Genomic DNA, 23,939 nt, shown 5'->3' on the forward strand with positions numbered 1-23,939 from the left:
ATATCGCGGGGAGCCGGATCGGCCGGCTTCCCGCATGCTCAAGGAACCTACGATCATGGCCCGCAGCCATTCGCTCGACCGTTATCGCAATATCGGCATCATGGCGCACATCGACGCCGGCAAGACGACGACGACCGAGCGCATCCTCTATTACACCGGCAAGTCCTATAAAATCGGCGAAGTGCATGAGGGCACCGCGACGATGGACTGGATGGAGCAGGAGCAGGAGCGCGGGATCACGATCACGTCCGCTGCGACGACGTGCAAGTGGAAGGCCGAGGAGGGCAACGGCCCCGAGCATCTCATCAACATCATCGACACGCCCGGCCACGTCGATTTCACCATCGAGGTGGAGCGTTCGCTGCGCGTCCTCGACGGTGCGGTCGCGTGTTTTGACGGCGTTGCCGGCGTTGAGCCGCAGTCGGAAACGGTGTGGCGTCAGGCCGACAAGTATGGTGTGCCGCGGATGTGCTTCGTGAACAAGCTCGACCGCACTGGCGCTGATTTCTATTTCTGCGTGCAGTCGATCATCGATCGCCTGGGCGCGAAGCCGGCAGTCCTTTATCTCCCGATCGGCATGGAAGGCGGCTTCAAGGGCCTCGTCGATCTGGTCGAAAATCGCGCGATCATCTGGCTCGAAGAATCGCTTGGCGCGAAATTCGAATATCAGCCGATTCCTGACGACATGGTCGAGAAGGCGGCGAAGTATCGCAACGACCTGATCGAGTTGGCCGTCGAGCAGGACGATGACGCGATGGAGGCGTATCTGGAGGGCAACGAGCCCGACGCCGCCACGCTGAAGAAGCTGATCCGCAAGGGCACGCTGAACATGTCGTTCGTGCCGGTTGTGTGCGGCTCGGCGTTCAAGAACAAAGGCGTGCAGCCGCTGCTCGATGCCGTGGTGGACTTTCTGCCAAGCCCGCTGGACGTGCCCGCGATCAAGGGCGTCAAGCTCGACGGCGAAACGCCGGACGAGCGCCCGTCGTCGGACGAGGCTCCGTTCTCGGCGCTGGCGTTCAAGATCATGAACGATCCGTTCGTCGGCTCGCTCACCTTCGCGCGCATTTATTCGGGCGTCCTCACAAAGGGCGGCTACCTGAATTCGGTGAAGGACAAGAAGGAAAAGATCGGACGCATGCTCCTCATGCACGCGAACTCGCGTGAGGACATCGATGAGGCACGCGCGGGCGACATCGTCGCGATCGCGGGCCTCAAGGAAACGACGACAGGTGATACGCTGTGCGATCCTGCGCATCCGATCATTCTTGAGCGGATGGAGTTCCCCGAGCCGGTGATCGAGCTGTCGGTTGAGCCGAAGACCAAGGCTGACCAGGAGAAGATGGGCATCGCGCTCAACCGCCTGGCCGCCGAGGATCCCTCGTTCCGCGTTTCGACCGATCACGAATCGGGCCAGACGATCATCAAGGGGATGGGCGAACTTCACCTCGAAATTCTCGTCGATCGCATGAAGCGCGAGTTCAAGGTCGAGGCTAACGTCGGCGCGCCGCAGGTGGCGTATCGCGAATATCTCAAGAAGAAGGTCGATATCGACTACACGCACAAGAAGCAGTCGGGCGGCTCGGGCCAGTTCGGCCGTGTGAAGGTGACGGTGATCCCGGGCGAGCGTGGCTCGGGCTATCAGTTCTTCGACGAGGTTAAGGGCGGTAACATTCCGCGGGAATACATCCCGTCGGTCGAGAAGGGCTTCCGCGAGACGGCCGAGACAGGTTCGCTGATCGGCTTCCCGATCATCGACTTTGAGGTGCATCTGACGGACGGTGCCTATCACGATGTCGACTCGTCGGCGCTCGCGTTTGAAATCTGCGCGCGTGGGGCGATGCGTGAAGCGGCTCAGAAGGCCGGCATCACCCTCCTTGAGCCGGTGATGAAGGTTGAGGTCGTGACGCCGGAGGATTATCTCGGCGACGTGATCGGCGACATGAACAGCCGGCGCGGCCAGATCCAGGGCACGGACACGCGCGGCAATGCCCAGGCAGTGACCGCGATGGTCCCGCTGGCGAACATGTTCGGTTACGTGAATCAGCTTCGGTCCTTCACGCAGGGCCGCGCGAGCTATTCGATGCAGTTCTCGCATTACGACGAAGTGCCGCAGAACGTCGCCGACGAAGTGAAGGCAAAGCTGGCGTAAGGCCTGGCCTGTCCCCATGTTCCGGACGTCGCGTGCGGCACCGGGCCGGGGAGGGGCTGGCAAAGGGTGAAAACAGTCGCTATGGGGCCGCCTTCACGGCGAGTCCTCGTGCGGCTCACACGGAAATCCAGAAGGTAGGGAATCAATGGCTAAGGCTAAGTTTGAGCGGACCAAGCCGCACCTGAACATCGGCACCATCGGTCACGTCGACCATGGCAAGACCTCGCTGACTGCTGCGATCACCAAGGTGCTGGCGGATAACGTCGCCGGCAACGCGGCGGTCGATTTCGCGAACATCGACAAGGCACCGGAAGAGCGCGAGCGCGGCATCACGATCTCGACCGCGCACGTCGAGTATGAGACCGAAAAGCGTCACTATGCGCACGTCGATTGCCCCGGCCACGCCGATTATGTGAAGAACATGATCACCGGTGCGGCGCAGATGGACGGCGCGATCCTCGTCGTGTCCGCCACCGACGGCCCGATGCCGCAGACCCGCGAGCACATCCTGCTTGCCCGTCAGGTCGGCGTTCCGGCGATGGTCGTGTTTATGAACAAGGTCGATCTGGTCGACGACGAGGAAATCCTCGAGCTGGTCGAGCTGGAAGTTCGCGAGCTGCTGAGCTCGTATGAATTCCCGGGCGACGACATTCCGATCATCAAGGGCTCGGCGACCTGCGCGCTCAGCGGCTCGAACGACAAGCTCGGCAAGGATGCCGTGCTCGAGCTGATGCAGTCGGTTGACGATTATATCCCGCAGCCGGAGCGTCCGCTCGACAAGCCGTTCATGATGCCGATCGAGGACGTGTTCTCGATTTCGGGTCGTGGCACGGTCGTCACCGGCCGCGTCGAAACGGGCATCGTGAAGGTCGGTGAGGAAGTCGAGATCGTCGGCATCCACCCTGAGGTCCGCAAGACCACCGTCACCGGCGTCGAGATGTTCCGCAAGCTGCTCGATCAGGGCCAGGCGGGCGACAACGTCGGCGCGCTTATCCGCGGCGTTGCGCGCGACGAGGTCGAGCGCGGCCAGGTGCTCTGCAAGCCCGGCTCGATCAAGCCGCACACGGACTTCAAGTCGGAAGTGTATGTGCTGTCGAAGGACGAAGGTGGCCGTCACACGCCGTTCTTCGCCAACTATCGTCCGCAGTTCTACTTCCGTACCACGGACGTGACCGGCACCGTCGAGCTGCCTGAGGGCACCGAGATGGTGATGCCGGGCGACAATGTCGCGCTGGGCATCAAGCTCATCGCGCCGATCGCCATGGACGTCGGCCAGCGCTTCACGATCCGCGAAGGTGGCCGTACCGTCGGCGCCGGCGTGGTCAGCGCGATCGACAAGTAAGCGATTTATCGCGAAACAGCCGCCCGGCTCGCCAATAAGGTGAGTCGGGCGGTTGCCTTTTTGTGAGGGCGTGGATATGAGCCGCGCCTTCGGTTTGGGTTGAAAACAGCAAGAGGTGGCCGCCGATTCGTCATCCCCTCAGGGATGGAGGCACGGTTGAGTCGCCCCGCTCTTTCGCATCGGTAGGGAATATGGACAGCAACATCCGCATCCGCCTGAAGGCGTTCGATCATCGCGTGCTCGATCAGGCGACCGGCGACATCGCCGACACCGCCCGACGTACCGGCGCGCTTATCCGCGGTCCGATCCCGCTCCCCACCCGCATCGAGAAGTTCACGGTCAACCGTGGTCCCCACATCGACAAGAAGAGCCGCGAGCAATTCGAGGTGCGCACCTACAAGCGCATGCTCGACATCGTGCAGCCCACTCCGCAGACGGTCGACGCGCTGATGAAGCTCGATCTCGCAGCGGGCGTTGACGTAGAGATCAAGCTGGCGTAATGGCCGGCCTCCCCGCGGTGGACACCGAGTCCCGCGGGTTTGTCGTTCCCGGATTTCCGGTAACGTGTTTGGAAACCCCGCCGATGCGGGGCGACTGACAGACAAGAGATACCGCCGGCGGGCTCGCCCTCCGGGACAGCGTCTCCCGTCATGCTTTCCTCCGGAAGGCGCCAGCCCGGGACGGGGGCACGTTTCGTATATCCGGGTTGTATCGATTGCCTCTCCTGGAGGCGATCACAAGCACCTGTGGGATGGGCCCGCGGGTGCCTCTGTAAGGAGTGTGTAGATCATGCGTACTGGCGTGATCGCGAAGAAAATGGGGATGACCCGCCTGTTCCAGGACGACGGCCGCCACGTGCCGGTTACCGTCCTGCAGATCGAGGCGCTTCAGGTCGTCGCCCGTCGCGAAAAAAATCGGGACGGTTATACCGCCGTCCAGCTTGGCGCAGGCAGCGCCAAGGCCAAGAATGTCGCCAAGCCGCAACGCGGCCATTTCGGCAAGGCCGAGGTGGAGCCGAAGGCGATCGTGCACGAATTCCGCGTGACCGAGGATAACCTCCTCGACGTCGGCGCGGAGCTTTCTGCCGATCACTTCGTCACGGGCCAGTACGTCGATATCCAGGGCCGCACGCAGGGCAAGGGCTTTGCGGGCGCCATGAAGCGCTGGAACTTCGGCGGTCTGCGCGCTACGCACGGCGTGTCAGTGTCTCACCGCTCCCACGGTTCGACGGGTAACCGCCAGGATCCGGGCCGCGTCTTCAAGAACAAGAAGATGGCGGGCCACATGGGTGACAAGAACCGCACCCAGCAGAATCTCGAGATCGTCGGCACCGATGCGGAGCGCGGCCTGATCTTCGTCAAGGGTTCGGTGCCCGGTTCGAAGGGCGGCTGGCTCTTCGTCAAGGACGCGGTGAAAGAGCCGCGTCATGCCGATGCCCCGCTGCCAGCCGGCCTGAAGGCCGCCAACAGCAACACCGCTGCGGATACGCCGGCCGAGACCTCGGTCGCGCCCGAAGCGACCGACGGCCAGGAGGGCTGATAAGTGAAGATCAAGGTATCCTCCTTCGACGCCAAGGCGAATGCCGCGGACGTTGAGCTTTCGGACGAGGTTTTCGGCGTCGATCCGCGTGCCGACATTCTGCATCGTGTCGTCACCTGGCAGCTCGAGAAGCGTCGTGGCACCGCGCGCGGCACCCGCGAGCGTGCGGACGTCGCGCGGTCGGGCAAGAAGCTCGGTCGCCAGAAGGGCGGCGGTGTCGCCCGTCACGGTGATCGCCGCGCCCCGGTGTTCATCGGCGGCGGCAAGGCGCACGGCGCTCGCGTCCGCGACTTCAATCCGTCGCTGAACAAGAAGATCCGCGCGCTGGGCCTGAAGATGGCTCTTTCGAGCCACGCAAAGGCCGGTTCGCTGATCGTCCTCGATGCTTTCCAGGTCAGCAAGACTAAGGAGCTCAAGGGGCATTTCGAGACGCTCGGCGTCGGCAAGCGGACGCTCGTTATCGACGGCGATGCTGGCGAGGGCTTCCGTTCGGCGCGCAATCTGCCGGGCGTGGACTTGCTCCCGGCCGTCGGCGCCAACGTCTATGACATCATCAAGGCCGACACGCTGGTTATCACCCGCGCTGCGGTCGAGAAGCTGGAGGCGCGCTTCAATGGCTAAGAAGCCGACCAAGGCGATCGACAACCGTCATTATGACGTGATCGTCGCGCCGCACATCACCGAGAAGTCCACCCTTCTCTCCGAGCAGAACGCGGTCGTGTTCAAGGTGGCGCGAGACGCCTCCAAGCCGGAGATCAAGGCGGCTGTGGAAGCGATCTTCGACGTCAGCGTCGTGGGCGTGAACACGATCGTCCAGAAGGGCAAGACCAAGCGCTGGAAGGGTGCTCCCTATCAGCGGTCCGACATGAAGAAGGCGATCGTCACGCTCAAGGATGGGCAGTCGATCGACGTGACCGAGGGGGCCAAGGCGTAATGGCACTCAAGCATTATAATCCGACCAGCCCGGGCGTTCGTGGCCTGATCCTGGTTGATCGCTCGGCGCTCTACAAGGGGCGTCCGGTCAAGGCTCTCACCGAGGGCAAGACCAAGTCTGGCGGCCGCAACAACAAGGGTCATGTCACCTCGCGCGGTATCGCGGGCGGCCACAAGCAGCGCTATCGTCTGATCGATTTCAAGCGCCGCAAGTGGGACGTCGACGGCACTGTCGAGCGGCTCGAGTATGACCCGAACCGTACGGCCTTCATCGCATTGGTGAAGTATGCGGACGGCGAGGTGGCTTACATCATCGCGCCGCAGCGCCTCGGCGTCGGCGACAAGGTCGTTGCCGGCAGGAAGACCGACGTGAAGCCGGGCAATGCCATGGAGCTGGGCCAGATGCCCGTCGGCACCATCGTCCACAATGTGGAGATGAAGCCGGGCAAGGGCGGTCAGATCGCGCGGTCGGCCGGCACCTATGTGCAGGTCGTCGGCCGCGACAAGGGCATGGTGATCGTTCGTCTGAACTCCGGCGAGCAGCGCTATATCCGCAGCGATTGCATGGCGACGGTGGGCGCGGTTTCGAACCCCGACAACCAGAACCAGAATTTCGGCAAGGCCGGTCGTAGCCGCTGGATGGGCAAGCGCCCGCTTACCCGCGGTGTCGCGAAAAACCCGGTCGATCACCCGCACGGCGGCGGCGAAGGCCGCACCTCGGGCGGCCGTCACCCGGTCACCCCGTGGGGCAAGCCGACGAAGGGCGCCCGCACGCGCCACAACAAGGCGACTGACAAGATGATCATCCGCAGCCGTCACGCGAGGAAGAAGTAATGGCGCGCTCCGTCTGGAAGGGTCCGTTCGTGGACCTGCATCTGCTCAAGAAGGCAGAAACCGCACAGGACGCCGGCACCCGTGCCGGCCCGATCAAGACCTGGTCGCGTCGTTCGACGATCCTGCCGACGTTCGTCGGGCTTACGTTCAACGTTTACAACGGCCGCAAGTTCGTGCCGGTCTCGGTCAACGAGGACATGGTCGGCATGAAGCTCGGCGAGTTCGCACCGACCCGGTATTTTCCTGGTCACGCGGCTGACAAGAAGGGCAAGCGCTGATGAGCAAGCCTGCATCCCCCCGCAAGGTCGGCGAGAAGGAAGCGCTCTCGGTCGGCACGCAGATCCGTGGCTCGGCCCAGAAGCTGAACCTCGTCGCGGGCCTGATCCGTGGCCGCAAGGTCGGTGACGCGATGAACATCCTCGCCTTCTCCAAGAAGGCGATGGCGGTCGACGCGCGCAAGGTGCTTGCATCCGCGATCGCCAATGCCGAGAACAACCACAACCTCGATGTCGACGCGCTCGTCGTATCCGAGGCATCGGTTGGCAAGTCGATCACCATGAAGCGGTTCGCCACGCGCGGCCGCGGCAAGTCCACCCGTATTCTCAAGCCGTTCTCGCGGCTGCGGATCGTCGTGCGCGAGCAGGAAGAAGCGTAATGGGTCACAAGAGCAACCCGATCGGTCTGCGCCTGCAGATCAACCGCACGTGGGACAGCCGCTGGTACGCCGAAGGCGCGGACTATGGCCGCCTGCTGCTTGAGGATCTAAAGATCCGCAAGTACATCATGAAGGCGCTGCCGCAGGCCGCGATTTCGAAGGTGGTGATCGAGCGTCCGGCCAAGCTGTGCCGCATCTCGATCTATGCTGCGCGCCCCGGCGTCATTATCGGCAAGAAGGGCTCGGACATCGAGAAGCTCCGTCGCACCCTGGGTGCGATGACTTCATCCGATGTCAGTCTGAACATCGTCGAGATCCGCAAGCCGGAAGTGGATGCCAAGCTCGTTGCGCAGGGCATCGCCGACCAGCTCGAGCGCCGTATCGCGTTCCGCCGTGCGATGAAGCGCGCGGTGCAGTCCGCGATGCGCCTGGGTGCGGACGGCATCCGCGTGCAGTGCGGCGGCCGTCTCGGCGGCGCCGAGATCGCGCGTTCGGAAAGCTATCGCGAGGGTCGCGTGCCGCTGCATACGCTGCGCGCGAATATGGATTATGCCGAGGCCGAGGCCCATACCGCTTATGGGGTGTGCGGCGTCAAGGTGTGGATCTTCAAGGGCGAGATCCTCGGCCATGATCCGATGGCCACCGACCGGCTGATGATGGAGGCTCAGACCTCCGGCGTGCGCCCCGCGCGCGATGACCGCCGCTAAGGAGTAAAGAACGTGCTGCAACCAAAGCGCACCAAATTCCGCAAGGCGTTCAAGGGCCGTATCCACGGCGACGCCAAGGGCGGCACCGCGCTGAACTTCGGGGCCTATGGCCTCAAGGCGCTCGAGCCGGAGCGGATCACCGCGCGTCAGATCGAGGCGGCCCGCCGCGCGATCACGCGTCACATCAAGCGCCAGGGGCGTTTGTGGATCCGCATCTTCCCGGATGTGCCGGTTTCGTCAAAGCCCGCCGAAGTCCGCATGGGCTCGGGCAAGGGTTCGCCCGAATTCTGGGCGGCGCGGGTGAAGCCGGGCCGCATCCTGTTCGAGCTGGATGGTGTACCGGGCGCGCTCGCCGCCGAGGCGTTTGAACGCGCGGCGATGAAGCTCCCGATCAAGACCAAGGTCGTGGCGCGCCTCGGCGACACGTCGCACCTCGGAGGCGAATGAGATGGCAAAGAAGACTGATTTCATCGGGCAGACCGACGACCAGCTCGGCGAAGCGCTGGGCAACCTGAAGCGCGAGCAGTTCAACCTGCGCTTCCAGGCGGCGACCAATCAGCTCGAGAAGCCCAGCCGCGTGCGCGAGGTCCGCAAGGACATCGCCCGTATCAAGACCCTGCAGGCGGCTCGCGTCGCCGCAGCGGCCAAGTAAGAGGACGAGAGACATGCCGAAGCGCGTGCTGACCGGGGTGATCGTCTCGGACAAGGGCGAAAAGACGGTGGTCGTGAACGTGGAGCGCAAGGTCAAGCACCCGCTCTACGGCAAGATCATTCGCCGCTCGAAGAAGTATCACGCCCATGACGAGGCGAACGAGTTCAAGACTGGCGAGACCGTGCGGATCGAAGAGACCGCGCCGATCTCCAGGCTGAAGACCTGGAAGGTGGTCGATCGGGTCAATGCCCGCGCGACGCCGGCTCAGGTCGATGTCGATGGCGACGTCGCGGCGTAAACCGTTCGCCTCTTGATGGGGTTTGGATTTGAAGGCGGCGCTGGGTCGGTATCCAGTGCCATAACCGAGAAGGAAGCGGATCGATGATCCAGATGCAATCCAATCTCGACGTCGCTGACAACAGCGGCGCGAAGCGGGTGCAGTGCATCAAGGTGCTGGGCGGCTCTAAGCGCCGCACGGCCAGCGTGGGCGACATCATCGTGGTGTCGATCAAGGAAGCACAGCCGCGTGGCAAGGTGAAGAAGGGTGACGTGCATCGCGCCGTCATCGTTCGCACCGCGAAGGACATTCATCGCGCGGACGGCTCGACCATCCGTTTCGATTCGAATGCGGCCGTGCTGGTCAACAAGAACGAGGAGCCGATCGGCACCCGTATCTTCGGCCCGGTGGTGCGCGAACTGCGTGCCAAGAAGCACATGAAGATCATCAGCCTTGCGCCGGAGGTGCTGTAATGGCCGCCGCGAAGATCAAGAAGGGTGATCGCGTGATCGTCCTGTCCGGCAAGGACAAGGGCAAGACCGGCACCGTAACCCTCGCGATGCCAAAGGACGGCAAGGTCGTTGTCGAAGGCGTCAACGTCGCCACCCGTCACCGCAAGCCGAGCCAGACCAACCCGCAGGGCGGCCTGGAGCGCACGGAAGCGCCGCTGCACATCTCGAAGGTGGCGCACGTAACCGCCGACGGCAAGCCGACGCGCGTCCGTTTCGAGGTGAAGGACGGCAAGAAGGTCCGCGTGGCCGTGAAGTCCGGGGAGAAGATCGATGGCTGATGCGTACACCCCGCGTCTGCGCAAGCTGTATGACGACACCATCGCGAAGGCGATGACCGAGAAGTTCGGCTACAAGAACGCGCTTGAAGTTCCGCGGATCGACAAGATCGTCATCAACATGGGCGTCGGCGAGGCGACCCAGGACAAGAAGCGCGTCGAACAGGCCGCTTCGGAGATGGAGCTGATCGCGGGCCAGAAGCCGGTGATCACCAAGGCGAAGAAGTCGATCGCGCAGTTCAAGCTGCGCGAGGGCATGCCGATCGGCGTTAAGGTCACGCTGCGTCGCGAGCGCATGTACGAATTCCTCGATCGCTTCGTCACGATCGCGCTGCCGCGCGTTCGCGACTTCCGCGGGCTGAACCCGAAGAGCTTCGACGGCCGCGGCAATTACGCCTGCGGTCTGAAGGAGCAGCTCGTATTCCCGGAAATCAACTATGACCGCATCGACAAGGTGCGTGGCATGGACATCATCGTCGCGACGACCGCGAAGACCGACGACGAGGCGCGCGAGCTGCTTCGCCTGTTCGGCTTCCCGTTCCCGCAGGATGTCCAGATCGAAGAAAAGCAGGCCGCGTGAGCGCCCCGCGTAATTTTTGAACGAGAGAGCTTAAGTCCATGGCGAAACTGAGTTCCGTTAACAAGAACGAGCGCCGCAAGAAGCTGGTGAAGCAATATGCCGGCAAGCTTGCAGCGCTGAAGGCGAAGGCGAACGACAAGTCGCTCGATGAGACCGAGCGTCTCATCGCGCGCCTGAAGATGGCCGAACTGCCGCGCAATTCTAACCCGACCCGGGTGCGTAACCGCTGCGAGATCACCGGCCGCCCGCGCGCATATTATCGTAAGTTCCGTCTCTGCCGCGTGCAGCTGCGTGAATTGGCCAACAAGGGCCTTATTCCCGGCGTCACGAAGTCGAGCTGGTAAGGATCACGAACAATGGCAGTGACCGATCCCCTGGGTGACCTGCTCACCCGCATCCGCAACGGCCAGCGCGCGCGCAAGGACAGTGTCCTTTCGCCGGCGTCGAAGCTGCGCGTCCGCGTGCTCGACGTGCTTCAGCGCGAAGGCTATATCCGTGGCTACAGCGAGGAAGACATGGGGCCCGCCAAGGGCGTCCGTATCGAACTCAAGTATTTCGAGGGCCAGCCGGCGATCAAGCACGTCGCGCGCGTCTCGAAGCCGGGCCGCCGCATCTATAGCGGGTCGAACGACCTGCCGCGTGTGATGAACGGCCTGGGCATCACGATCGTATCGACGCCGCGCGGCGTTCTCTCCGACGCGGAAGCGCGCGAGCAGAATGTCGGTGGCGAAGTGCTGGCGGAGGTGTTCTGATGAGCCGCATCGGCAAGAAGCCGGTCGCGATCCCTTCGGGCGTGACCGCTAACATCGCTGACGGCACGCTGAGCGTGAAGGGCCCCAAGGGCACCCTTTCGCTCGCGCTCGCCGACGACGTGACCTACGACGTTCAGGCGGACGGCATCTCGGTGCAGCCGGCGAACGACACCAAGCGCGCGCGCGCCTTCTGGGGCATGCAGCGTACCCTGGTGCAGAACCTCGTCACGGGCGTCACCGATGGGTTCACCAAGAAGCTGCTCATCACCGGCGTCGGCTATCGTGCCAACGCGCAGGGCCGGAAGCTGAAGCTGCAGCTCGGCTACAGCCACGATGTCGACATCGACGTGCCGGAAGGTCTTGAGGTCAAGACCCCGGATAACACGACGGTCGAGATTTCGGGTGCCGACAAGCAGAAGGTTGGCCAGCTCGCCGCAGAGATCCGCCGCTGGCGTAAGCCCGAGCCGTACAAGGGCAAGGGCATCAAGTACGACGGCGAGTACATCTTCCGTAAGGAAGGGAAGAAGAAGTGACCAAGGGCCTTTCGCTTTTCGAGAAGCGGCGTCGCCGCAATCGCACGGCGCTGCGCGCACGCGCCGGCGTTCGTCCGCGCCTTTCGGTGCATCGTTCGGGCAAGCACATCTATGCCCAGGTGATCGACGACGAGGCGGGCCGCACGCTCGCGTCGGCCTCGACGCTCGCCGGCCACGAGGGCAAGACCGCGACCGTCGCGGCCGCGACCGAAGTGGGCAAGCGCGTTGCCGAGGCGGCGAAGGCCGCAGGCGTTACGCAGGTCGTATTCGACCGTGGCGGCTTCCTGTTTCACGGCCGGGTGAAGGCGCTGGCGGAAGCCGCGCGCGAAGCCGGACTGGAGTTCTAAGACATGGCTGACGAGAACAACACCGAGGTTCAGGCGACCGCGACCGCTCCTGAAGCGGCGTCCGGTGGCGCCAGCGAGGCCCCGCGCGGCCGTGGAGCGCGTGGCGGCCGCGGCGGTGGCGGTGGCGATCGCGGCCGTGGCGGCCGTGACGGCAACCGTGGTCGTCGCGACGATCGGCGGAACAACAACGAGGATGGTGGCGAGGAGCTGATCGAGAAGCTCGTCCATATCAACCGCGTGTCCAAGACGGTGAAGGGCGGCAAGCGCTTCGGCTTCGCGGCGCTGGTTGTCGTGGGTGATGGCAAGGGCCGTGTCGGCTTCGGCCATGGCAAGGCCCGCGAGGTGCCTGAGGCGATCTCGAAGGCGACCGCCTCGGCCAAGAAGCACATGGTTCGTGTCGCGCTCAAGGAAGGCCGCACGCTGCACCATGACGGCAACGGTCATTTCGGTGCCGGTCGTGTCACCGTCCGTTCGGCGCCGCAGGGCACCGGGATCATCGCGGGCGGCCCGATGCGCGCCGTGTTCGAGAGCCTGGGCGTCCACGACGTGGTGACCAAGTCGATCGGTACGTCAAACCCCTACAACATGATCCGCGCCACGTTCGAGGCATTGGGCAGCCAGACTTCGCCGAAGTCGGTCGCGCAGCGCCGTGGCAAGAAGATCGCCGACCTGCTCGGTCGCGGGCATGGCGCTGATGCGCAGACCGCCGCTGCCGAAGCCGCGGCCGTCACGGAGTAACCCGGCATGGCGAAGATCAAGGTGAAGCAGACCGGATCGCCGATCCGTCGCACCAAGGACCAGCGCGCGACTTTGGTCGGGCTCGGGCTCAACAAGATGCACCGCGTATCGGAGCTGGAGGACTCGCCTGAAGTCCGCGGCATGATCCGTAAGGTGCAGCACATGGTGGAAGTCCAGGAGGGCTGACGCTATATCGGGATCAGCCGCTTCGGGGAGGCCGAAGCTGAAAGGCGGCGCCACGGCACTATCCGGCACCGCGGCATGATCCGGTCGGATCCTACGGCGCACAGGCAAAATCCGGCCCGACCCGCAGTAACGCGAAGGCCGGTGCAGACAATGCCTTCGCCGTCGGGCCGATAGTGACAAATTTGCGGAAGGGGGCTAACGCGCCCCCTTCCTTATTTCCGTCCGCGCGACAAAAGCGAAAGCGAGTGCACGATATGAAACTGAACGAACTCCGCGACAACGAAGGCGCCCGCCATCGCCGTATGCGTGTTGGCCGTGGCATCGGCTCCGGCAAGGGCAAGACCGCCGGTCGTGGCCAGAAGGGCCAGAAGAGCCGCGAAGGCGTATCGATCGCCGGCTTCGAGGGTGGCCAGATGCCGCTCCACATGCGGCTGCCGAAGCGCGGCTTCAACAACATCTTCGCCAAGGATTATGCCACGGTGAATCTGGGCGCGATCCAGAAGGCGGTCGACGCGGGCAAGCTGACCGGCACCGACGTGGATCACGCGGCGCTCAAGGCGGCCGGCCTGGCGCGTGGCGGCAAGGACGGGGTCCGTCTGCTTGCCAAGGGCGAGCTGACGGCGAAGCTGAACTTCACCGTCGCCGGCGTCTCGGCCTCGGCGCGCGAAGCGGTCGAGAAGGCGGGTGGCTCGGTCACGGTGCCGGAGATCGTGCCGGCAGCCGAAAAGGCGAAGGCCAAGAAGGGCACTGTCCGCGCGGCGAAGATTGCCGCGAAGACCGCGAAGTAAGTCTCGAATGCCGCCCCGGCCGATCGGCCAGGGCGGAATTTGCTCGCCGGGTTAGACAAGCCTTCGAGCATGACTATATGAGCGGCGGGGCGGGGGCATCAGCACCTACTCCGCCGTTTTTCGTATCCGAAGGCATCCACGCACGATGGCATCCGCAGCCGACCAGATGGCGCAAAGCATCAGTCTCGCGAAATTCGCGAAGGCGACCGACCTCAAGAAGAGGCTGTGGTTCACGATCGGCGCGCTGATCGTCTTCCGCATGTTGAGCTATGTGCCGCTCCCGGGCATCGATCCGACCGCGCTGGGGCTGCTCAGCCAGCAGACGCGTGGCGGGGTGCTCGATTTCTTCAACACCTTCTCCGGCGGCGCGCTGACGCGCATGTCGCTGATCGCGCTCGGCGTGATGCCATATATCACTGCCTCGATCGTGGTGCAGCTCGCGACGTCGCTGTCGCCGCAGCTCGCCGCGATCAAGAAAGAGGGCGAGAGCGGGCGCAAGAAACTCAATCAATATACGCGTTATGGCACGGTATTGCTCACGGCGGTCCAGGGCTATTTCATCGCGGTCGGGCTCGAGGCGCTGGGCGCAAACCAGGGCGTGCAGGCGGTGATCCAGCCAGGCATGATGTTTCGCGTCGCGGCGGTCATCTCGCTGATCGGCGGCACGATGTTCCTGATGTGGCTGGGTGAGCAGATCACCAGCCGCGGTATCGGCAATGGCGTTTCGCTCATCATCATGGCCGGCATCGTCGCGCATCTGCCCACTACGCTGTTCAACCTGCTGGAGGGCGGCCGTTCGGGCAGTCTCGATCCGGTGAAGCTGATCGGCATCGTCGTTGCGGTCATGCTGCTTGTGCTGTTCATTTGCTTCATGGAACGCGCGCAGCGCCGCATTCTGATCCAATATCCCAAGCGACAGACGCAGCGCGGGATGCAGGCTGAGCGTAGCCATCTGCCGCTCAAGCTCAACACCGCCGGCGTGATCCCGCCGATCTTCGCATCGTCGCTGCTGCTGATGCCGCTGACGATCACGCAGTTCGCCGGCAATCGCGTGTCTGGCGAAAGCTGGTGGGGCGATGTCATCATCAGCCTCAACCAGTATCTGCAGCACGGCTCGCCGGTTTACATGCTTCTTTATGGCGCGGGCATCATCTTCTTCTCGTTCTTCTACACCGCGGTACAGTTCAACCCGGAGGAGACGGCGGAAAACCTGAAGCGCTATGGCGGGTTCATTCCCGGCATTCGCCCCGGCAAGAACACCGAACAGTATTTCGACTATGTGCTCACGCGCATCACGGTGATCGGGGCGGCTTATCTGACGATCATCTGCCTGCTCCCGGAATATCTGGTCTCGGCGCTGTCAATTCCCTTTTATCTTGGCGGCACCAGCCTTTTGATCGTCGTCAACGTGACGATGGATACGGTAACGCAGATCCAGTCGCACCTGCTGGCGCACCAGTATGGCGATCTTATCAAGAAGGCGAAGCTGAAGGGCGGCCGCCTGCGCTGATCGCGCTGAGGAATTGGGGGAGACGGTTCGCGTGAACATCATCCTGTTGGGGCCGCCGGGCGCGGGCAAGGGGACTCAGGCGGCGCGGCTGGTTGCCGACCGCGGCATGGTGCAGCTTTCCACCGGCGACATGCTGCGCGAGAAGCGCAAGGTCGATTCGCCGCTGGGGCGCGAGGTTGCCGCGATCATGGATTCCGGCGCGCTCGTTTCCGACGAAATCGTCTCGGCGCTGATCGACGATAAGCTGGCATCGATGAGCGAGGCGCAGGGCGCGATCTTTGACGGGTATCCCCGCACGGCTGCGCAGGCCAACTCGCTGGATGGCATTCTCGCCGGCCGTGACCGTGCCCTCGATTTCGTGATCGAACTGAGCGTGGACGAGGATGCGCTGGTAGAGCGGATCGTCGGGCGTTTCACGTGCGGTACCTGCGGTGCGGGATACCACGACACGTTTCAGCAACCGAAAGTTCCCGGGACGTGCGACGTCTGCGGCGGCCATGATTTCAAGCGTCGTGCCGACGACAACGAGGAGACGGTGCGCACGCGGATGGCGGAATATCGCGCAAAGACTGCGCCCATCATTCCGATCTACGAGTCGCGCGGGCTGGTTCGTCGCGTCGACGGCATGGCCGACATCGGCCAGGTGACGGCCGCGATCGAGGCGATTCTCGACGGCAAGTGAGGCGGGCCCCCCTTAGTTAAGGCGGGCCGCAACAGTGAAGAGCGAGGACTTCCCCTCATCTCGTCCGCGGCGGCGTGAATGCCCGCCTATCGTGCCGCTCGCAGCGCGCGCCTGGCGATGAGCGACTCGATGGCTCGCGCGTGCAATCGCGCGATGCGCGTTTCGGGCGGAGATATCTCTCCGGCTAAATGAACAATTTGTCATGCCGAAGCCACGCCCGCGACGGGCGGGCGCCGGTAACTGATGCGCTATGGCCGCGTGTCCCCTCGCGCGGTTTCCTTGAACAGGTTTCGTTTGATCGCGAGATCGGTACCCGAAACTCCCGGGGGTACCGAGGCCGGCGGGAAGTTCGCTTCCCGCCGGCTTTCCGTTGGCAAAGGTCTCGCTTCGGCGCGTCGCTTGACAGGGCTTGCAGCGGGGCTTAGTGGCACGTACTTCCAAAACAACGGTTACCGGCGGCGCGTTTTTGCGTACGCCGCTTTCCTGCGTCTAGGAAGTCAATGCGACGAGATGGGGGCCGTGGCAGCCATGCCGGCCCCTGTGGAGCACAGGAGAACAAGTTTCATGGCACGTATTGCGGGTGTCAACATCCCGACCAACAAGCGCGTAGTGATCGCGCTCACCTATATTCACGGGATCGGCCCGGCCAAGGCCAAGCAGATCATCGAAAAGCTCGCGATCGCCCCGGAGCGGCGCGTTCAGGATCTGACGGATCAGGAAGTGCTTCAGATCCGTGAGACGATCGACGCCGATCACACCGTGGAGGGCGATCTGCGCCGCGAGACGGCGATGAACATCAAGCGGCTCATGGACCTCGCCTGCTATCGTGGCCTGCGTCACCGCAAGGGCCTGCCGGTTCGCGGCCAGCGCACGCACACCAATGCGCGCACCCGCAAGGGCAAGGCGAAGCCGATCGCGGGCAAGAAAAAGTAAGCTGCACGGGAGCCGTCCGCAGGGACGGTTCTTCGGCTTGCTCCGTCGGTGGCAGGGTTGAGGCATGCAGCCTCCCGGCCGCCGAATTGAAAGAAAAGGTCAGGAATACCACATGGCACAGGCACCGCAGCGCCTCCGTCGGCGCGAACGCAAGAATATCACGGCCGGCGTGGCCCACGTCAACGCCAGCTTCAACAACACCATGATCACCATCACGGATGCGCAGGGCAATGCGATCAGCTGGTCCTCCGCCGGCATGATGGGCTTCAAGGGTTCGCGCAAATCGACCCCGTATGCGGCGCAGGTCGCAGCCGAAGATGCGGGAAAGAAGGCTGCCGAGCACGGCGTCCGCACGCTCGAGGTCGAGGTCAAGGGCCCCGGCTCGGGCCGCGAATCCGCGCTCCGCGCGCTGCAGGCAGTCGGTTTCCAGATCACATCGATCCGTGATGTGACCTCGATCCCGCACAATGGCGTGCGCCCGTCGAAGCGTCGCCGCGTCTGATCTTGTAGCCCCTGGCTGACGAGCCGGGGGTCTTTTGCACCAAGGCCGGGGCGAGCCCCCGTTCCGGCCCAACTTCAGGGGACGTGAGCTTGTCCGTCAACGCAAAGAACTGGCAGGAACTGAAGAAGCCCAACGCGCTCGAGAAGAAGAGCGGCGACGGGAAGCGCAAGGCGACCTTCGTTGCCGAACCGCTCGAGCGTGGCTTCGGCCTCACACTGGGCAATGCGCTGCGCCGCGTGCTGCTTTCCTCGCTTCAGGGTGCCGCCGTCACGTCGATCAAGATCGAGAACGTGCTGCACGAATTCAGCTCGCTCGCCGGCGTCCGTGAGGACGTCACCGATATCGTCCTGAACGTGAAGCAGATCGCGCTCAAGATGCAGGGCGAAGGCCCGAAGCGGCTTCAGCTTTCGGCAACGGGGCCCGCCACCGTCACTGCGGGTGACATCGCGGTCAGCGGTGATATCGAGGTGATGAACCCCGATCTCATCATTTGCCATCTCGATGAGGGCGCGACGCTCAACATGGAGCTGACCGCCGATGTCGGTAAGGGCTATGTCCCGGCGATAGCCAATCGTCCGGCCGATGCGCCGATCGGGCTGATCCCGGTCGATGCGCTGTATTCGCCCGTTCGCCAGGTCAGCTACAAGGTCGACCCGACCCGCGTTGGCCAGGATCTCGATTACGATAAGCTGACGCTGTCGATCGAGACCGACGGTACGGTCACGTCCGAGGACGCGCTCGCCTATGCCGCGCGCATCCTTCAGGACCAGCTGGCGTTGTTCGTGCACTTCGACGATTCTGCCGTTACGCGGTCCGCGCCGATCGGTGTCGCCGCGCCGGCCGCCGGCGCGGAGCCGCAGGGCGATACACAGCAGATCAACCGTTACCTCCTTAAGAAGGTGGACGAGCTTGAGCTGTCGGTGCGTTCGGCGAACTGCCTGAAGAACGACAATATCATCTATATCGGCGATCTGGTCGGCAAGACCGAGGCGGAGATGCTGCGCACGCCGAATTTCGGCCGCAAGTCGCTGAACGAGATCAAGGAAGTGCTGTCGTCGATGGGGCTTCGCCTGGGCATGGAAATCCCCGGCTGGCCGCCCGAGAACATCGAAGAGATGGCGAAGAAGCTCGAACAGGAAATCATGGGGTGATCGCGGCGGATTAGCGCAAGCCAATCCGTGTCTCGCGATAACCTTGGCCGGCGGATCGGCAAAGCCTGATCTGTCCGGCGGCGCGGCTTCTCCGCGTCGTCACACCGGCTCCTATTGGGCCTCAGCCAGTCTGAGGCGGCGTATTCGGGGTGGACCACGCCTCCACCTGGTCTGGGGTTCCGTAAGACGGCCCCCGAACGAACGACAAGGAAGATATCATGCGTCATAAAGTTGGCGGCCGTAAGCTTCAGCGCACCTCGGCACATCGCATCGCGCTGTTCCGCAACATGTCGGCAGCGCTTATCAAGCACGAGCAGATCACCACCACGGTGGCCAAGGCGAAAGAGCTTCGCCCGTATATCGAAAAGCTCGTCACGCTGGGCAAGAAGGGCGGTCTCTCGAATCGTCGCCTGGCGCATGCGCGACTGCTGGACGACGCGCAGCTGGTGAAGCTGTTCGACGTGCTCGCGCCGCGTTACGCCAGCCGCAACGGCGGCTACACCCGTATCATCAAGGCCGGCATCCGCCCGTCGGACGCCTCACCGATGGCGATCATCGAATTCGTGGACCGCGACGCTTCCGCCAAGGGTCAGGATTCCGGCCCGGTGATGACGGACGAGGATTTCGACGCCGCGGCATAAGGCGCAGCCTCGCCGTGTAACGTCGGCGGAAATCAGGAATCGGGCCGTTCCCTTGTCGGGAGCGGCCCTTTTCTTTTCCGCGCCGGAAACAATCGCTGACATAAATGCCGCGTGGCGGTCGCATTGACGCGCTATCCCGGCTGTGATGATTGTTGTCGTGTTCCTGGCCGCCCTCGCGGCTTTTCTCGTCAGCGCAGTATCGGGCGGGGGTGCCGGGCTGGTGCTCGTGCCGATCCTGCGCCTGGTGGTGCCGATCACGGCGGTGCCAGCTGCCTTGTCGATCGGAACGGCCGCGAGCGCGCTGTCGCGGATCGCCTTGTTTCGCAAGGAAGTACGCTGGGACGTCGTCCGCCGCTTCGTGCCGGCCGCGTTGCCGGCCACGGCGCTCGGCGTATGGCTGCTCAGCCGGTTCGAGCCGGCCTATATCGAATTCATCATCGGCTGTTTCCTGCTCTCAAATGTTCCCGCGCTGTTTCGTGGGCGCGAGACGACGCGGCGGTCGGCACTATCGCCGCGCCTGCTGCCGCTGTTCGGAATGGTGGCCGGGCTGCTGTCGGGCTTCACCGGCGCGGTTGGGCTGCTGTTCAACCGCGCCTATCAGCGGCTCGGGCTCACGCCGGGCGAGATCGTCGCGACCCGCGCGATGAACGAGGTGCTGCTCCACATCCTCAAGATCGCACTTTATGCGTGGCTTGGCCTGTTGACTGGCGGCGCGCTGGTGGCGGGTCTGCTGGTCGCGGCAGCGGCAGTATTCGCCTCGATCGGGGTGAAGCGACTGCTGCCGTTAATCAACGAGCGGCTGTTCCGCCGGATCGGGCACGGCGCAATGGTGGCCGCAGGGGCGGCGATGTTCACGCTGTCTGGCGATCAAATCGCGCGCCTGCACCGCGCCTGGATCGAGCATGTCGCGCCGGGCGGGGAGAACGAAATGCAATTCTACTGGCGCGGCAGGCGCGTGGCGGCGCTGGAGTGGGAGCCGGAGGGCCACGGCGCGTTCGAACGCACGATCGCGTTCGAGGCGCTTTCGCCCGCCTGGCGCGCGCGGGCGCTGGCGATCGCGCCACGCGAACGTATCACGCTGGTGGAGCGGGTGCACAGCCCGACGGCGCGCTATTATGAGATATATTACCGCGCGCCCGATGGCCGCGAGTTGAAAGCGGAACTGCACGATCGCCCCGCTTGATATGATCCCGCGCGGCGCCCAGGGCGCGGTCGGTTGCCGGCGGAAGGAGCGCGATGACGACGATCGGTTCATGGCGTTCGATAAGGGCGGCGGACCTGCCAGCGATTGCGGCGATCTCGGACGCGGCACACGGCAGCTCCACCGAGCGGCTGGAAATCTGCGTCGAGCGACTCGCCCCTACCCTGCTGGATAGGGCCGGAAGCGTTTCTGACGCGCCGCGCGGTTTGAGGCGCAGGGCCTCTTTCGCGCGCGCCGGCACATCGCTACAGGCCCGACATGGAACATCCCGACAGCATCCTCATCGTCGATTTCGGCAGCCAGGTGACCCAGCTTATCGCGCGCCGCGTGCGCGAGGCGGGGGTCTATAGCGAGATCGCGCCGTTCCAGTCAGCCGCCGCCGCCTTTGCGCGGATGAGGCCGGCGGGGGTGATCCTGTCGGGCGGCCCCGCCTCGGTGCTCGATGAGGGAAGCCCCCGCATCCCGCAGGAGATCCTCGAATCCGGCGTGCCGCTGTTCGGCATATGCTACGGCCAGCAGGCGCTGATGCATCAGCTTGGCGGCACGGTGGAAAAAGGAAGTTCCGGCGAGTTCGGCGAAGCGTTCATCGATATCGCCGATCGCTGTTCCCTGTTCGATGCGGTGTGGCGCGAGGGCGAGCGGCATCAGGTGTGGATGAGCCACGGTGACAAGGTCACCGCGCTCGCCCCGGGTTTCCGGCCGGTCGCCGCCAGCTCTGGCGCGCCTTATGCGGTGATCGCGGACGACGCGCGCCGGATCTATGCGATGCAGTTTCACCCGGAAGTCGTCCATACGCCCGATGGCGGCAAGCTGATCGCCAATTTCGCGCGCCACGTCTGCGGGCTTCGTGGCGACTGGACGATGGCGGAGTTCCGCCAGGCCAAGATCGAGGAGATTCGCGCGCAGGTCGGCAAGGGGCGCGTTATCTGTGGGCTTTCCGGCGGCGTCGATTCCGCGGTGGCGGCGGTGCTGATCCATGAGGCGATCGGCGATCAGCTTACCTGCGTTTTCGTGGACGGCGGCATCCTGCGCGCGGGAGAAGCGGAGCAGGTGGTCGGGCTTTTCCGGGGTGCGTACAATATCCCGCTGGTCCATGTGCAGGCGCAGACGCTGTTCATGGACGGCCTCGCCGGCGTCACCGACCCGGAGGCGAAACGCAAGTTCATCGGGAAGACATTCATCGAGGTGTTCGAGGCGGAGGCCAAGAAGATCGGCGGCGCGGAATTCCTGGCGCAGGGCACGCTCTATCCCGATGTGATCGAGAGCGTCAGCTTCACCGGCGGCCCGTCCGTGACGATCAAGAGCCACCATAATGTCGGCGGCCTGCCCGAGCGGATGAACATGAAGCTGGTCGAGCCGCTGCGCGAATTGTTCAAGGACGAGGTGCGTGCGCTGGGACGCGAACTGGGCCTGCCCGAAATCTTCGTCGGGCGGCACCCGTTCCCCGGCCCGGGCCTGGCGATCCGGATCCCCGGCGAAGTGACGAAGGAGCGCTGCGATATCCTGCGCAAGGCCGATGCGATCTATCTGGAGGAAATCCGTGATGCGGGCCTCTACGATGCGATCTGGCAAGCGTTCGCGGTGCTGCTGCCGGTGCGCTCAGTCGGCGTGATGGGGGACGGGCGGACCTATGACAGCGTACTCGCGCTGCGCGCCGTAACCTCCACCGACGGCATGACGGCGCAGGCGTTCGAGTTCCCCGGCGGCTTCCTCGCCCGCGTGACCACGCGGATCATCAACGAGGTGAAGGGCATCAACCGGGTAACCTACGACTACACCTCGAAGCCGCCCGGCACGATCGAGTGGGAATGAGGCTTTTCTTTCGGGGATCGCTGTGCGCCGCCGTGCTCCTTACCGGCGCTGCGCCGGCGTCGGCTGGTGATCCTCCGGCTTGGACCCGGCCGATCCAGCCGTTTAATCTGATCGGACCGATCGATTACGTGGGCACCGAGGGGCTGGCTGCCTATCTGATCCATACCAGCGCCGGTGCGATCCTGATTGATGCGCCGATGGCGGAGAACGTGGCGCGACTGGAAAAGAGCATCACGGCGCGCGTCAGGCTGCGCGATGTGAAGCTGATCCTGCTCAGCCATGCGCATTTCGACCATGCCGGTGGGCTGGCGGCGCTGAAAAAGGCGACCGGCGCTCGGCTGGTGGTGGGGGCTGGCGATCGCGATGCAGTGACCACGGGGACGCCGCCGGGCGAGACGACCTATGGCGTTATCCGGTTCCCGGCCGCAGCAGTCGATCGTGGGATCCGCGACGGTGAGGCGGTGCAACTCGGCGGTGTTACGCTTACAGCCGTGGCAACGCCGGGGCATACGCCGGGCTGCACAAGCTGGTCGATGAGGATCATGGCCGGCGGCGTGCTGCGCGACGTGCTGTTCGCATGCAGCATCACGGTGGCGGGCAATCGGCTGGTCCGCAATCACCGTTATCCCGAAATCGTCGCCGATTTTCGCCGCACTTTCGATCGGCTGGCGACGGTGAAAGCCGATATTGTGCTGCCCTTCCATCCCGAGACGACCGATTTGCTCAACCGGGCGCGTGGCGGCGCGCTGATAGATGCCGGTGTGTTGCCGGAGATGGTCGCGAAAGCGCGTGCCGCTTTCGCTGCCGATCTCGCGAAGCAGCAGATGCAATGATCGTGGAGGCGACAGGGGCGGATGAGGCCGAGCTTGTCGCGTTATGGGCAGCCTGCGGTCTGACGCGTCCGTGGAACCCGCCGTCGCGCGATATCGCCTTCGCGCTTGCAGGCGCTACCTCGACGATCTTCGTCGCGCGGGAGGATCGCGCGATCGCCGGCAGCGTGATGGTGGGGCATGATGGCCATCGCGGCTGGGTTTATTATCTTGCGGTTGCGCCAGATGCGCGGCGTGCCGGCATTGGTCGCGCGCTGATGCGAACGGCGGAAGCGTGGTTGCGCGACCGCGGCGCGCCCAAGCTGCAGTTGATGGTGCGTGACGGAAATGAGGAAGCGCTCGCCTTCTATCGCGCGCTCGGCTTTGTGGATCAGCCGGTTGCGGTGCTCGGCCGTTTCCTTGATTGAGGCGCCATGATTACGCTCTGTGGCATCCCGAACTGCGACACCGTCAAGAAAGCCCGCGCCTGGCTGGACGCGCACGGCGTCGTGTACACTTTTCACGATTATAAGAAACATGGTGTGGACGCGGCCAAGATCGCCCAGTGGGTCTCGCAAGCCGGGCTGGATCGGGTGCTCAACAGGCTCGGCACGACTTACAGGAAGCTGCCCGACGAAGTTAAGGGGCGGATGGAGGGTGAGGCGGCGGTTCAGGCGATGGTCGCGAACCCGTCAATGATAAAAAGGCCGATTGTGGAATTCGCCGGCGGGCTTTTGATCGGCTTTTCTTCTGCGGAGTGGGAGGCGGCCTTCTGATCTGCAATGGTGTCATTTCGCCTTTGGCTACACTCTACGCCAAAAAAAATGACGTGGTGTGCCGCTATCGAGCCTGCCAGCTCGATGATGTGGACACCGCATGTATCAGCGCCGCCCCGCCAG

Annotated in this window: 34 protein-coding genes; all 34 read left to right on the forward strand. The window is 64.0% G+C overall.

From position 1 onward, the window contains the following. Positions 1 to 55 precede the first annotated feature (55 nt). The 34 genes from fusA (at position 56) to ACM61V_RS05975 (ending at position 23,816) form a co-directional block, all read left to right on the forward strand. The gene (fusA, locus tag ACM61V_RS05810) at positions 56 to 2,149 is read left to right on the forward strand and encodes an elongation factor G (RefSeq protein ID WP_137786768.1); all 2,094 of its coding nucleotides are present in this window, start codon (positions 56 to 58) and stop codon (positions 2,147 to 2,149) included. A gap of 145 nt (positions 2,150 to 2,294) precedes the next feature. Continuing rightward, positions 2,295 to 3,491: an elongation factor Tu gene (gene tuf / locus ACM61V_RS05815; protein ID WP_137786767.1), complete on the forward strand. Its 1,197-nt coding sequence runs from the start codon at positions 2,295 to 2,297 to the stop codon at positions 3,489 to 3,491. Positions 3,492 to 3,682: 191 nt separating this feature from the next. Then, positions 3,683 to 3,991, forward strand: a complete 309-nt coding sequence (rpsJ, locus tag ACM61V_RS05820; RefSeq protein ID WP_007406109.1) for a 30S ribosomal protein S10 — start codon at positions 3,683 to 3,685, stop codon at positions 3,989 to 3,991. Positions 3,992 to 4,280: 289 nt separating this feature from the next. After that, positions 4,281 to 5,030: a 50S ribosomal protein L3 gene (rplC, locus tag ACM61V_RS05825; protein WP_137786766.1), complete on the forward strand. Its 750-nt coding sequence runs from the start codon at positions 4,281 to 4,283 to the stop codon at positions 5,028 to 5,030. A 3-nt stretch (positions 5,031 to 5,033) separates the two neighbouring features. Further along, positions 5,034 to 5,651 (forward strand): 50S ribosomal protein L4, encoded by a 618-nt coding sequence (rplD, locus tag ACM61V_RS05830; RefSeq protein WP_137786765.1) that lies wholly within the window; start codon positions 5,034 to 5,036, stop codon positions 5,649 to 5,651. Next, a complete protein-coding gene (locus ACM61V_RS05835) occupies positions 5,644 to 5,964 on the forward strand; it encodes a 50S ribosomal protein L23 (protein WP_137786764.1) in 321 nt (106 codons plus the stop codon). Before rplD ends, ACM61V_RS05835 begins: the two co-directional genes overlap by 8 nt. After that, on the forward strand, positions 5,964 to 6,797 hold the full coding sequence (rplB, locus tag ACM61V_RS05840; protein WP_137786763.1) for a 50S ribosomal protein L2: 834 nt from the start codon (positions 5,964 to 5,966) through the stop codon (positions 6,795 to 6,797). Before ACM61V_RS05835 ends, rplB begins: the two co-directional genes overlap by 1 nt. After that, positions 6,797 to 7,075 (forward strand): 30S ribosomal protein S19, encoded by a 279-nt coding sequence (rpsS, locus tag ACM61V_RS05845; RefSeq protein ID WP_137786762.1) that lies wholly within the window; start codon positions 6,797 to 6,799, stop codon positions 7,073 to 7,075. The genes rplB and rpsS overlap by 1 nt, the downstream gene beginning before the upstream one ends. After that, positions 7,075 to 7,452 carry a 50S ribosomal protein L22 gene (rplV, locus tag ACM61V_RS05850; protein WP_137786761.1) on the forward strand — a complete coding sequence of 126 codons (378 nt, stop codon included), beginning with the start codon at positions 7,075 to 7,077 and terminating at the stop codon, positions 7,450 to 7,452. Before rpsS ends, rplV begins: the two co-directional genes overlap by 1 nt. Next, entirely contained in the window at positions 7,452 to 8,159 is a 708-nt protein-coding gene (gene rpsC, locus ACM61V_RS05855) for a 30S ribosomal protein S3 (RefSeq protein ID WP_137786760.1), read from the forward strand. Before rplV ends, rpsC begins: the two co-directional genes overlap by 1 nt. A gap of 12 nt (positions 8,160 to 8,171) precedes the next feature. Beyond that, positions 8,172 to 8,606 carry a 50S ribosomal protein L16 gene (rplP, locus tag ACM61V_RS05860; protein WP_137786759.1) on the forward strand — a complete coding sequence of 145 codons (435 nt, stop codon included), beginning with the start codon at positions 8,172 to 8,174 and terminating at the stop codon, positions 8,604 to 8,606. Between the two features lies 1 nt (position 8,607). Then, entirely contained in the window at positions 8,608 to 8,811 is a 204-nt protein-coding gene (gene rpmC, locus ACM61V_RS05865; protein WP_137786758.1) for a 50S ribosomal protein L29, read from the forward strand. A gap of 13 nt (positions 8,812 to 8,824) precedes the next feature. Beyond that, complete coding sequence (gene rpsQ / locus ACM61V_RS05870; RefSeq protein ID WP_137786757.1) at positions 8,825 to 9,109, forward strand: 30S ribosomal protein S17; 285 nt, start codon at positions 8,825 to 8,827, stop codon at positions 9,107 to 9,109. An 83-nt stretch (positions 9,110 to 9,192) separates the two neighbouring features. Continuing rightward, the gene (rplN, locus tag ACM61V_RS05875) at positions 9,193 to 9,561 is read left to right on the forward strand and encodes a 50S ribosomal protein L14 (protein WP_137786756.1); all 369 of its coding nucleotides are present in this window, start codon (positions 9,193 to 9,195) and stop codon (positions 9,559 to 9,561) included. Continuing rightward, positions 9,561 to 9,878: a 50S ribosomal protein L24 gene (gene rplX, locus ACM61V_RS05880; RefSeq protein WP_419713881.1), complete on the forward strand. Its 318-nt coding sequence runs from the start codon at positions 9,561 to 9,563 to the stop codon at positions 9,876 to 9,878. The genes rplN and rplX overlap by 1 nt, the downstream gene beginning before the upstream one ends. After that, positions 9,871 to 10,455, forward strand: coding sequence for a 50S ribosomal protein L5 (rplE, locus tag ACM61V_RS05885; RefSeq protein ID WP_137786754.1), 585 nt, complete (start codon positions 9,871 to 9,873; stop codon positions 10,453 to 10,455). Before rplX ends, rplE begins: the two co-directional genes overlap by 8 nt. A 38-nt stretch (positions 10,456 to 10,493) precedes the next feature. Further along, positions 10,494 to 10,799 carry a 30S ribosomal protein S14 gene (gene rpsN, locus ACM61V_RS05890; RefSeq protein ID WP_137786753.1) on the forward strand — a complete coding sequence of 102 codons (306 nt, stop codon included), beginning with the start codon at positions 10,494 to 10,496 and terminating at the stop codon, positions 10,797 to 10,799. Positions 10,800 to 10,811: 12 nt separating this feature from the next. After that, entirely contained in the window at positions 10,812 to 11,207 is a 396-nt protein-coding gene (gene rpsH / locus ACM61V_RS05895; protein ID WP_137786752.1) for a 30S ribosomal protein S8, read from the forward strand. Continuing rightward, positions 11,207 to 11,740, forward strand: coding sequence for a 50S ribosomal protein L6 (gene rplF, locus ACM61V_RS05900; protein WP_137786751.1), 534 nt, complete (start codon positions 11,207 to 11,209; stop codon positions 11,738 to 11,740). The genes rpsH and rplF overlap by 1 nt, the downstream gene beginning before the upstream one ends. Next, positions 11,737 to 12,087 carry a 50S ribosomal protein L18 gene (rplR, locus tag ACM61V_RS05905; protein ID WP_137786750.1) on the forward strand — a complete coding sequence of 117 codons (351 nt, stop codon included), beginning with the start codon at positions 11,737 to 11,739 and terminating at the stop codon, positions 12,085 to 12,087. Before rplF ends, rplR begins: the two co-directional genes overlap by 4 nt. A 3-nt stretch (positions 12,088 to 12,090) precedes the next feature. Next, on the forward strand, positions 12,091 to 12,825 hold the full coding sequence (gene rpsE, locus ACM61V_RS05910; protein ID WP_137786749.1) for a 30S ribosomal protein S5: 735 nt from the start codon (positions 12,091 to 12,093) through the stop codon (positions 12,823 to 12,825). 6 nt (positions 12,826 to 12,831) lie between these two features. Further along, positions 12,832 to 13,011 (forward strand): 50S ribosomal protein L30, encoded by a 180-nt coding sequence (gene rpmD / locus ACM61V_RS05915; protein ID WP_137786748.1) that lies wholly within the window; start codon positions 12,832 to 12,834, stop codon positions 13,009 to 13,011. Positions 13,012 to 13,265: 254 nt separating this feature from the next. Continuing rightward, the gene (gene rplO, locus ACM61V_RS05920; protein ID WP_137786747.1) at positions 13,266 to 13,799 is read left to right on the forward strand and encodes a 50S ribosomal protein L15; all 534 of its coding nucleotides are present in this window, start codon (positions 13,266 to 13,268) and stop codon (positions 13,797 to 13,799) included. 145 nt (positions 13,800 to 13,944) lie between these two features. Next, entirely contained in the window at positions 13,945 to 15,309 is a 1,365-nt protein-coding gene (gene secY / locus ACM61V_RS05925; protein WP_137786746.1) for a preprotein translocase subunit SecY, read from the forward strand. A 31-nt stretch (positions 15,310 to 15,340) separates the two neighbouring features. Next, on the forward strand, positions 15,341 to 15,991 hold the full coding sequence (locus tag ACM61V_RS05930; RefSeq protein WP_137786745.1) for an adenylate kinase: 651 nt from the start codon (positions 15,341 to 15,343) through the stop codon (positions 15,989 to 15,991). A gap of 564 nt (positions 15,992 to 16,555) precedes the next feature. Next, positions 16,556 to 16,924 carry a 30S ribosomal protein S13 gene (gene rpsM, locus ACM61V_RS05935; protein WP_137786744.1) on the forward strand — a complete coding sequence of 123 codons (369 nt, stop codon included), beginning with the start codon at positions 16,556 to 16,558 and terminating at the stop codon, positions 16,922 to 16,924. 112 nt (positions 16,925 to 17,036) lie between these two features. Further along, positions 17,037 to 17,426 carry a 30S ribosomal protein S11 gene (gene rpsK / locus ACM61V_RS05940; protein WP_066486290.1) on the forward strand — a complete coding sequence of 130 codons (390 nt, stop codon included), beginning with the start codon at positions 17,037 to 17,039 and terminating at the stop codon, positions 17,424 to 17,426. A gap of 89 nt (positions 17,427 to 17,515) precedes the next feature. Further along, entirely contained in the window at positions 17,516 to 18,577 is a 1,062-nt protein-coding gene (locus tag ACM61V_RS05945) for a DNA-directed RNA polymerase subunit alpha (RefSeq protein ID WP_137786743.1), read from the forward strand. Positions 18,578 to 18,795: 218 nt separating this feature from the next. Further along, positions 18,796 to 19,218 (forward strand): 50S ribosomal protein L17, encoded by a 423-nt coding sequence (gene rplQ, locus ACM61V_RS05950; protein ID WP_137786742.1) that lies wholly within the window; start codon positions 18,796 to 18,798, stop codon positions 19,216 to 19,218. Between the two features lie 157 nt (positions 19,219 to 19,375). After that, positions 19,376 to 20,401, forward strand: coding sequence for a sulfite exporter TauE/SafE family protein (locus ACM61V_RS05955; RefSeq protein WP_249341541.1), 1,026 nt, complete (start codon positions 19,376 to 19,378; stop codon positions 20,399 to 20,401). Between the two features lie 276 nt (positions 20,402 to 20,677). Continuing rightward, positions 20,678 to 22,231 (forward strand): glutamine-hydrolyzing GMP synthase, encoded by a 1,554-nt coding sequence (guaA, locus tag ACM61V_RS05960; RefSeq protein WP_137786740.1) that lies wholly within the window; start codon positions 20,678 to 20,680, stop codon positions 22,229 to 22,231. Beyond that, positions 22,228 to 23,064, forward strand: a complete 837-nt coding sequence (gene bla, locus ACM61V_RS05965; RefSeq protein WP_137786739.1) for a subclass B3 metallo-beta-lactamase — start codon at positions 22,228 to 22,230, stop codon at positions 23,062 to 23,064. The genes guaA and bla overlap by 4 nt, the downstream gene beginning before the upstream one ends. After that, complete coding sequence (locus ACM61V_RS05970) at positions 23,061 to 23,468, forward strand: GNAT family acetyltransferase (protein ID WP_137786738.1); 408 nt, start codon at positions 23,061 to 23,063, stop codon at positions 23,466 to 23,468. Before bla ends, ACM61V_RS05970 begins: the two co-directional genes overlap by 4 nt. Positions 23,469 to 23,474: 6 nt before the next feature. Beyond that, the gene (locus ACM61V_RS05975; protein WP_137786737.1) at positions 23,475 to 23,816 is read left to right on the forward strand and encodes an arsenate reductase; all 342 of its coding nucleotides are present in this window, start codon (positions 23,475 to 23,477) and stop codon (positions 23,814 to 23,816) included. Positions 23,817 to 23,939 lie beyond the last annotated feature (123 nt).

Origin of the sequence: Sphingomonas sp. TX0543, assembly GCF_048565505.1 — a bacterium.
Classification (GTDB): domain Bacteria; phylum Pseudomonadota; class Alphaproteobacteria; order Sphingomonadales; family Sphingomonadaceae; genus Sphingomonas.

What these genes read in the sequence shown, in the direction of transcription:
- rpsE (WP_137786749.1), top strand. Translation starts at nt 12,091, where the DNA reads ATGGCTGACGAGAACAACACCGAGGTTCAGGCGACCGCGACCGCTCCT.
- rpmD (WP_137786748.1), top strand. Translation starts at nt 12,832, where the DNA reads ATGGCGAAGATCAAGGTGAAGCAGACCGGATCGCCGATCCGTCGCACC.
- rpsC (WP_137786760.1), top strand. Translation starts at nt 7,452, where the DNA reads ATGGGTCACAAGAGCAACCCGATCGGTCTGCGCCTGCAGATCAACCGC.
- ACM61V_RS05835 (WP_137786764.1), top strand. Translation starts at nt 5,644, where the DNA reads ATGGCTAAGAAGCCGACCAAGGCGATCGACAACCGTCATTATGACGTG.
- rplV (WP_137786761.1), top strand. Translation starts at nt 7,075, where the DNA reads ATGAGCAAGCCTGCATCCCCCCGCAAGGTCGGCGAGAAGGAAGCGCTC.
- rpmC (WP_137786758.1), top strand. Translation starts at nt 8,608, where the DNA reads ATGGCAAAGAAGACTGATTTCATCGGGCAGACCGACGACCAGCTCGGC.
- rpsJ (WP_007406109.1), top strand. Translation starts at nt 3,683, where the DNA reads ATGGACAGCAACATCCGCATCCGCCTGAAGGCGTTCGATCATCGCGTG.
- rplN (WP_137786756.1), top strand. Translation starts at nt 9,193, where the DNA reads ATGATCCAGATGCAATCCAATCTCGACGTCGCTGACAACAGCGGCGCG.
- rpsM (WP_137786744.1), top strand. Translation starts at nt 16,556, where the DNA reads ATGGCACGTATTGCGGGTGTCAACATCCCGACCAACAAGCGCGTAGTG.
- rpsN (WP_137786753.1), top strand. Translation starts at nt 10,494, where the DNA reads ATGGCGAAACTGAGTTCCGTTAACAAGAACGAGCGCCGCAAGAAGCTG.
- rpsK (WP_066486290.1), top strand. Translation starts at nt 17,037, where the DNA reads ATGGCACAGGCACCGCAGCGCCTCCGTCGGCGCGAACGCAAGAATATC.
- tuf (WP_137786767.1), top strand. Translation starts at nt 2,295, where the DNA reads ATGGCTAAGGCTAAGTTTGAGCGGACCAAGCCGCACCTGAACATCGGC.
- rplE (WP_137786754.1), top strand. Translation starts at nt 9,871, where the DNA reads ATGGCTGATGCGTACACCCCGCGTCTGCGCAAGCTGTATGACGACACC.
- rplO (WP_137786747.1), top strand. Translation starts at nt 13,266, where the DNA reads ATGAAACTGAACGAACTCCGCGACAACGAAGGCGCCCGCCATCGCCGT.
- rplB (WP_137786763.1), top strand. Translation starts at nt 5,964, where the DNA reads ATGGCACTCAAGCATTATAATCCGACCAGCCCGGGCGTTCGTGGCCTG.
- ACM61V_RS05970 (WP_137786738.1), top strand. Translation starts at nt 23,061, where the DNA reads ATGATCGTGGAGGCGACAGGGGCGGATGAGGCCGAGCTTGTCGCGTTA.
- bla (WP_137786739.1), top strand. Translation starts at nt 22,228, where the DNA reads ATGAGGCTTTTCTTTCGGGGATCGCTGTGCGCCGCCGTGCTCCTTACC.
- rplC (WP_137786766.1), top strand. Translation starts at nt 4,281, where the DNA reads ATGCGTACTGGCGTGATCGCGAAGAAAATGGGGATGACCCGCCTGTTC.
- fusA (WP_137786768.1), top strand. Translation starts at nt 56, where the DNA reads ATGGCCCGCAGCCATTCGCTCGACCGTTATCGCAATATCGGCATCATG.
- rpsH (WP_137786752.1), top strand. Translation starts at nt 10,812, where the DNA reads ATGGCAGTGACCGATCCCCTGGGTGACCTGCTCACCCGCATCCGCAAC.
- rplQ (WP_137786742.1), top strand. Translation starts at nt 18,796, where the DNA reads ATGCGTCATAAAGTTGGCGGCCGTAAGCTTCAGCGCACCTCGGCACAT.
- rpsS (WP_137786762.1), top strand. Translation starts at nt 6,797, where the DNA reads ATGGCGCGCTCCGTCTGGAAGGGTCCGTTCGTGGACCTGCATCTGCTC.
- guaA (WP_137786740.1), top strand. Translation starts at nt 20,678, where the DNA reads ATGGAACATCCCGACAGCATCCTCATCGTCGATTTCGGCAGCCAGGTG.
- secY (WP_137786746.1), top strand. Translation starts at nt 13,945, where the DNA reads ATGGCATCCGCAGCCGACCAGATGGCGCAAAGCATCAGTCTCGCGAAA.
- ACM61V_RS05975 (WP_137786737.1), top strand. Translation starts at nt 23,475, where the DNA reads ATGATTACGCTCTGTGGCATCCCGAACTGCGACACCGTCAAGAAAGCC.
- rplX (WP_419713881.1), top strand. Translation starts at nt 9,561, where the DNA reads ATGGCCGCCGCGAAGATCAAGAAGGGTGATCGCGTGATCGTCCTGTCC.
- rpsQ (WP_137786757.1), top strand. Translation starts at nt 8,825, where the DNA reads ATGCCGAAGCGCGTGCTGACCGGGGTGATCGTCTCGGACAAGGGCGAA.
- rplF (WP_137786751.1), top strand. Translation starts at nt 11,207, where the DNA reads ATGAGCCGCATCGGCAAGAAGCCGGTCGCGATCCCTTCGGGCGTGACC.